The organism is Armatimonas sp. (assembly GCF_031410135.1).
In the GTDB taxonomy this organism is placed as follows: domain Bacteria; phylum Armatimonadota; class Armatimonadia; order Armatimonadales; family Armatimonadaceae; genus Armatimonas.
On sequence record NZ_JANNYP010000160.1, the window covers coordinates 1 to 5570 of the forward strand.

The 5570-nt window shown below is 59.7% G+C and carries 7 protein-coding genes and 1 pseudogene; 3 read left to right on the forward strand and 5 right to left on the reverse strand.

Going from position 1 to position 5570, the window contains the following annotated elements; all coding sequences use genetic code 11:
• The 3 genes and pseudogenes from RMO15_RS33180 to RMO15_RS05735 form a co-directional block, all read left to right on the forward strand.
• A pseudogene (locus tag RMO15_RS33180) lies at positions 1-1090 on the forward strand (acetyl/propionyl/methylcrotonyl-CoA carboxylase subunit alpha); the annotation flags it as partial.
• Between the two features lie 167 nt (positions 1091-1257).
• The gene (locus RMO15_RS05730) at positions 1258-1701 is read left to right on the forward strand and encodes an acetyl-CoA carboxylase biotin carboxyl carrier protein subunit (RefSeq protein WP_309709049.1); all 444 of its coding nucleotides are present in this window, start codon (positions 1258-1260) and stop codon (positions 1699-1701) included.
• On the forward strand, positions 1698-2561 hold the full coding sequence (locus RMO15_RS05735) for a hydroxymethylglutaryl-CoA lyase (protein WP_309709052.1): 864 nt from the start codon (positions 1698-1700) through the stop codon (positions 2559-2561). The genes RMO15_RS05730 and RMO15_RS05735 overlap by 4 nt, the downstream gene beginning before the upstream one ends.
• On the opposite strand, the gene kdsB is transcribed toward RMO15_RS05735, so the two are convergent.
• From kdsB to RMO15_RS05760, 5 genes are all read right to left on the reverse strand, one after another.
• Positions 2535-3269, reverse strand: coding sequence for a 3-deoxy-manno-octulosonate cytidylyltransferase (kdsB, locus tag RMO15_RS05740; RefSeq protein WP_369016080.1), 735 nt, complete (start codon positions 3267-3269; stop codon positions 2535-2537). The genes RMO15_RS05735 and kdsB overlap by 27 nt on opposite strands.
• A 165-nt stretch (positions 3270-3434) precedes the next feature.
• Positions 3435-4529 (reverse strand): aspartyl protease family protein, encoded by a 1095-nt coding sequence (locus RMO15_RS05745; protein ID WP_309709057.1) that lies wholly within the window; start codon positions 4527-4529, stop codon positions 3435-3437.
• A 4-nt stretch (positions 4530-4533) separates the two neighbouring features.
• Positions 4534-4920 carry a type II toxin-antitoxin system VapC family toxin gene (locus tag RMO15_RS05750; RefSeq protein ID WP_309709060.1) on the reverse strand — a complete coding sequence of 129 codons (387 nt, stop codon included), beginning with the start codon at positions 4918-4920 and terminating at the stop codon, positions 4534-4536.
• On the reverse strand, positions 4920-5138 hold the full coding sequence (locus RMO15_RS05755; RefSeq protein ID WP_309709063.1) for a DUF2281 domain-containing protein: 219 nt from the start codon (positions 5136-5138) through the stop codon (positions 4920-4922). Before RMO15_RS05755 ends, RMO15_RS05750 begins: the two co-directional genes overlap by 1 nt.
• A gap of 3 nt (positions 5139-5141) precedes the next feature.
• The coding region (locus tag RMO15_RS05760) for a glycosyltransferase (protein ID WP_309709066.1) at positions 5142-5570 on the reverse strand (429 nt) is incomplete at its 5' end.

Below are 5570 nucleotides of genomic sequence, written 5' to 3' on the forward strand. Positions count from 1 at the left end.
GATTCACCCAGGCTACGGTTTTCTGTCCGAGAACGCGGGCTTTGCGGATGCCTGCGCGGAAGCGGGGGTTATCTTTGTAGGGCCGCCAGGTGCGGTAATTCGGGCGCTGGGGGATAAGATCGGGGCCAAGCGGACAATGGCCGCTGCTGGGGTTCCTGTCGTGCCAGGCTACAACGGCGATAACCAAGACGACACGGTGCTACGTGACGAGGCAGAGAAGATCGGCACGCCGCTACTGATCAAGGCCAGTGCAGGCGGCGGTGGGCGAGGGATGCGTCGTGTGGACGACTTGGCTGACTTCCTTCCCCAGCTCTCTGAAGCGCGACGGGAAGCCCTTGCCGCCTTTGGCGATGATCGTGTCTTGCTGGAGCGCTATGTTTTAAAGCCGCGCCATGTTGAGTTCCAGCTCTTTGGTGACACCCATGGCAACGTCGTGCATCTCTTCGAGCGCGAGTGCTCGATCCAGCGCCGCCACCAGAAGATTATCGAGGAGTCACCCGCGCCTGGTCTGACACCTGAGCTGCGCGAGAAAATGGCCGCTGCTGCCGTGCTGGCGGGAAAGACGGTCGGCTATGTCGGGGCGGGAACCGTGGAGTGACTTGTCGAGGGCGATGCGTTTTATTTTCTAGAGGTCAACACACGCCTTCAGGTCGAGCACCCGGTGACCGAAACGATCACTGGAACGGACTTAGTCGGCTGGCAGCTCACTGTGGCTGCGGGTGGCGCTCTGCCGCTTTCACAATCCGAGATCGTCTCCCGAGGGCATGCGATCGAGGCCCGCGTCTACGCCGAAGACCCTGCCACGGGTTTTCTGCCTTCGCTTGGGGTCTTGCGGCGCTGGCAAGAGCCGAACGGCCCCGGTGTGCGGGTGGATTCGGGCTACACACAAGGTATGGAAGTCCCGCCCTACTACGACCCCATGCTCGCCAAAGTCATCGGCTCCGGCCCGGATCGCTCGGCTGCCCTTGCCCGGCTCGATCAGGCCCTCGCAGGCTTTGTCGTGCTGGGGGTTCAGACCAATATCGAGTATCTGCGCGCGCTCCTCGCCGACGAAGCCTTTGTCGCCGGTCAGCTCCACACCGGCTTTCTGGCTGAGCGCTTCACAGGCTGGAAGCCCGCTCAGGAGATTCCCGAGGTGGTTCTTCAAGCCCTCGCTGCCGCTCACCCCCTTCGCAGAGTGGAGGGGGTCGCTGCTTCAGCGGCGGGGGGAAGCGCTACGGGTGGCTGGCACACTACCGATGGCTGGAGGATTGGCGCATGAGTACCAAGTGGCTTTGTGGCGAACAAGAGCTGGAAGTGACACGCGATCCCGCCGTCACCACCCGAACCCTTCCCAGTGGTGATATTGAGGTGCGGCACGGCGACACTGTCACGGTTGTTGCGGTCGCATACGGCGAGCGTGGCGACATCCTTATCGGCCTGGACGGACGCACCTGGCGCTTTCAACCCGCCCAGGGGCGGCGTGCGGCTACCCGCCAGAAATCAGGGAGCCTCTCCGCCCCCATGACTGGGATCGTCCGCGCTGTGCATGTTGTCGTTGGCCAGAGTGTCGAAGCCTATCAGCCGCTCGCGGTCATGGAGGCAATGAAAGTGATGGCAACCCTAGAGGCTCCCTTTGCAGGCACGGTCAGCGCGGTTCACGCTGCGCCGGGCGATCGAGTGGAGCACGGCGCTGTTTTGGTGGAGCTAGAGAAGGCATGACGGCGATACGAATCGTTGAAGTAGGGCCGCGCGATGGCCTACAAAACGAGGCGGTCACGCTGTCAACTGCAGATAAGCTGACACTAATCCAGAAGCTGATCGCGGCGGGCTGTACGGAGATCGAGGCGACTGCCTTTGTCCATCCCAAGCTCGTCCCTCAGCTCGCCGATGCCGTCGCCGTGCTGGCTGGCCAGGAAAATACAGTGGCGCGCTTCTCCGTTCTGGTACCCAATCAGAAGGGACTGGAGCGGGCGCTGGCAGCAGGAGCAAGAGCAATTGCGATCTTCACGGCGGCCTCCGAGAGCTTCTGTGAGAAAAATATCGGGCGCTCGATAGAAAGCTCACTTACCGAGTATGCCGAGGTGGTAAAGACGGCACGGCAGCACGGTTGCTGGGTGCGTGGCTATGTCTCCACGGTCACGCACTGCCCCTACGAAGGCAAGATTCCACCGGAACAAGCCGCGCAAGTCATCGCGCAAGTCGCCGCGCTTGGCTGTGACGAAGTGGCGCTGGGAGAGACTCTCGGCAGAGCGGTACCTGAAGAGATCGCCCGATTGCTGGAGAAAACTCTGCTTCATTTACCTGCCTCGCAGCTAGCAGGCCACTTCCATGACACGAATGGGCGTGCTCTGGAGCATGTTGATGTGGCGCTGGGCTTTGGCCTGACGTGCTTTGACGGTGCGGTGGGTGGGCTTGGTGGCTGCCCGTTTGCACCCGGTGCTGCAGGGAACCTAGCCACAGAAAAGCTCGCCTTGCATCTTGCGGCACTTGGCTACGAAACCGGGCTGGATGCCGTAGCGCTTACCGATGTGGGGCGGTGGCTACGCTCCCGCCTAGAACAGCGCCCGGACCCGCTCTAGGTCCTCTGGGGTGTCTACAGACTCGGGGATGCGGTCGGTGAAGATCATCTTGATGCGGTAGCCGTGCTCTAGAGCGCGGAGCTGCTCCAGCGACTCGATCTGCTCCAGCGGGGTGCGGGGTAGGGTGGGGAAGGTCTCCAGAAAGTCTCGACGGTACGCGTAGAGCCCGATGTGCTGGAGCGGCTGGTAGCCCGGTGCGTCTGCGTTGCGGCGGTAGGGCAGGGGCGAGCGAGAAAAATAAAGTGCGAAGTTATCTTGCGTGAGCACGACTTTCACCACATTGGGATCGTCCTCGCGGCCCTCGGGGAGCGGGCAGCAGAGGCTCGACATGGCGAGATTTGCGTCTGCAAGAAGCGGCTCGGCGGCGGCGTCTATCGTGGCGGGCTCGATCAGGGGTTCGTCGCCCTGGACATTTACAATCACCGTCACATTGGAGGCGAGCTGCTGCGCGGCCTCGGCGAGGCGATCCGTGCCCGTCTGGTGGTCGCCCCGCGTCATCAAGACACTGCCCCCAAACGCACGCACGGCGTCGGCGATGGCCTGGTCGGGTGTGGCGATAAAGACTTCATCAATCAGGGATGCCTGCCGGGCACGCTCCCAGACATGCTGGATCATGGGCTTGCCCGCAATAAGAGCAAGGGGCTTATCAGGAAGACGCGTCGCCGCAAGGCGCGCTGGAATCAAGGCTACAGCTTTCACGAGCGCCATTCTACCTTGTTTTCCCGGCGGCTTGAGTCCCCCCGATCAGAACGAGGGGACTGGAGAGCCGTTGGCTACGAAGGGCGTGCCGCCCGTAAATGTCTGTAAACTCCGTATGGCCGGGACGGCCTTTGTAGCTTTAGCTCTCCAGCCCCGCCGTTCGGATCGGCGGGGCTACAATAGCTCACGAAGGATGAGGTTGACGCGGCGGATACGCCCCGTGACTGCGCGGAGCTGGAGGGGGATTTTTGTGCCGGCAGGGCGGCGCAGAAGCTCGCTCAGGCTGTAGTGGTTGAGTTTGTTGGCCGAGCGCCCGTCCACCGTGAGAATCTGATCGTCGGTGGTGACTCCGGCTTCACTGGCAGGTGAGTCGGGCAAAACCGCAAAGACACGCCACTCGAAGTTTTCATAGAGGGGCAACAGGCCCGACGTGGTGAAGGCGAAGGGATCGCGAAGCTGGGCATTTGGCATTAGGTAGAGCCGCTTACGCCCGTAGTCAAACGTCACCGTGAAGCGTCGCAGAACCTCCGCACCCAGCCGTCCAGCCGTCCTTTCAGAGGCATCCGCCCCACTTTTCTGTTGCGAGAGCTTGATCAGTGGCTTTTCCAACGCAAATGGCCCGAGTTTGAGCTGAGTCGCGCGAGCCGCCTCGCCGTAGCTGACGCCTCCCACGCCAATTCCCGTCGGCATGGCAATGCGCTTGGTGTAGCGCTCGCGGAGCTTGTTCTTTTCCACGAACGGTGCATTGAGATCCACCTCACCACTGGAGCCTGTGTCTAGCTCCATCCAGCACGCGATTCCATCCAGCTCCACTTGCGCTTGGGGAATATTTCCTTCGATCTTAAGAGGTAGCGAGGCAGCTCCCGAGGGTGGCGTGAACGTCTCGGGGAGGCTTAGGATGAGGGAATTTGCGGCATAGTCCAGGGTGACAACACGCTGGGAAAAAAGCGGGTAGCCGAGCAGTCCATCACAGCCCAACGACGACGGCAGAGGTACGGCGACCGCCTCGGTGTCTGCCAGCGACAGTCCTCCGATAGAGAGCTGCGTCAGTCGAATCTGCCGCGCCGCCACGGTCGCTGCCGTGCCCGTCACATTTCGGGTGGCACCATCGGGCGGTAAAAGCCCCAGTCGCATAGCGGCTTGCGGAGTCAGAACATGAATCCCCGCCCCGGAGTCCACACAGAGAACCACCTCACGCACGCCAACACGCGCCTTCACAAAGAGATAGTTCCCCTGACGAACCGCAGAAATCTCATTGCTTGTTTGCATCGTTTTACCAAATCCGAGTGACAGGATAGTTGTCAAATGCCGTATCTGCACTGATAATAGGCATTTTTTCTGAAATGCTTTGAGCGATCAAAAGGCGATCAAAAGGATCACGATGGTGGAGTGGTAGTGTCACTAGTGTAATTAAATGGAATCGCTCAACAGGAAGAATACGAAGATCACTTCCCTCGACGGCATCCTGAAAAAATCTGGTAATTGGATCTTTGAGATCTAGTTTCTGTTGGCTTACCTTTATCGTTATTTCCCAAAGACTCGCTACACTAACATATATAATATTGGATGGATCATTAATAATCTGCTGTGCGGTATGACTTTGCTGTGAATCCCCCCAGTATTGCCAAAGAAGTGTATGAGTATCTAGTAGGGCTGTCATTACATATACTCGGCAAAATCTTCAAGAGGGGCGTCGAAATCGTCTGCCATATAAAGGATCTTATCTTTGCCTCGTCCAAATTTCCTCTTTTGGGCGGACACTTCCAAGGACGTTTGTGTGGCAGTTGTAAAGTGGTTCAGAATCCGCTCACGTTGTTCAGGGAGGAGCTGCTCCAGAACCTTGATGATTTGCTCTTCGGTGATTTCTAGGACGGCCATATTCTAGTTTAGCACCTCCTCGACGCCTTTTGCCATTGCTTCCACGCTGAAGTGCTCGAAGACGGCTCTCTGGCCCTTGGCTCCAAGATCAAAGGCGGCTTTGGGGTTGGCGAGGAGCGTTTCGAGGGCAGCAGCTAGGGCTTCGGTGGTGAGAGGCTCGTAGAGAACACCGCCGCCGGTCTGGGCGAGAATCTCGGGGAAGCCACCGTGGCGTGGCTGCACGACGGGCACGCCTGCTGCCAGGGCCTCAATCACATAGAGCCCGAACGACTCGCCGTAGGTTGCGGGCACCGAGAGCACCGTGAGGCTCTGCAGGAACTTTATCTTCTCATCGCGGCTGATGTTGGGATGCCAGCTCACGCGATCCGTCAGCCCGGCGGCGGCGAGTTTGGCCAGGAGCTTTCCCACATAGAACGAGTCGTAGCCGATTTG

What these genes read in the sequence shown, in the direction of transcription:
- RMO15_RS05730 (WP_309709049.1), top strand. Translation starts at nt 1,258, where the DNA reads ATGAGTACCAAGTGGCTTTGTGGCGAACAAGAGCTGGAAGTGACACGC.
- RMO15_RS05735 (WP_309709052.1), top strand. Translation starts at nt 1,698, where the DNA reads ATGACGGCGATACGAATCGTTGAAGTAGGGCCGCGCGATGGCCTACAA.
- kdsB (WP_369016080.1), bottom strand. Translation starts at nt 3,269, where the DNA reads ATGGCGCTCGTGAAAGCTGTAGCCTTGATTCCAGCGCGCCTTGCGGCG.
- RMO15_RS05745 (WP_309709057.1), bottom strand. Translation starts at nt 4,529, where the DNA reads ATGCAAACAAGCAATGAGATTTCTGCGGTTCGTCAGGGGAACTATCTC.
- RMO15_RS05750 (WP_309709060.1), bottom strand. Translation starts at nt 4,920, where the DNA reads ATGACAGCCCTACTAGATACTCATACACTTCTTTGGCAATACTGGGGG.
- RMO15_RS05755 (WP_309709063.1), bottom strand. Translation starts at nt 5,138, where the DNA reads ATGGCCGTCCTAGAAATCACCGAAGAGCAAATCATCAAGGTTCTGGAG.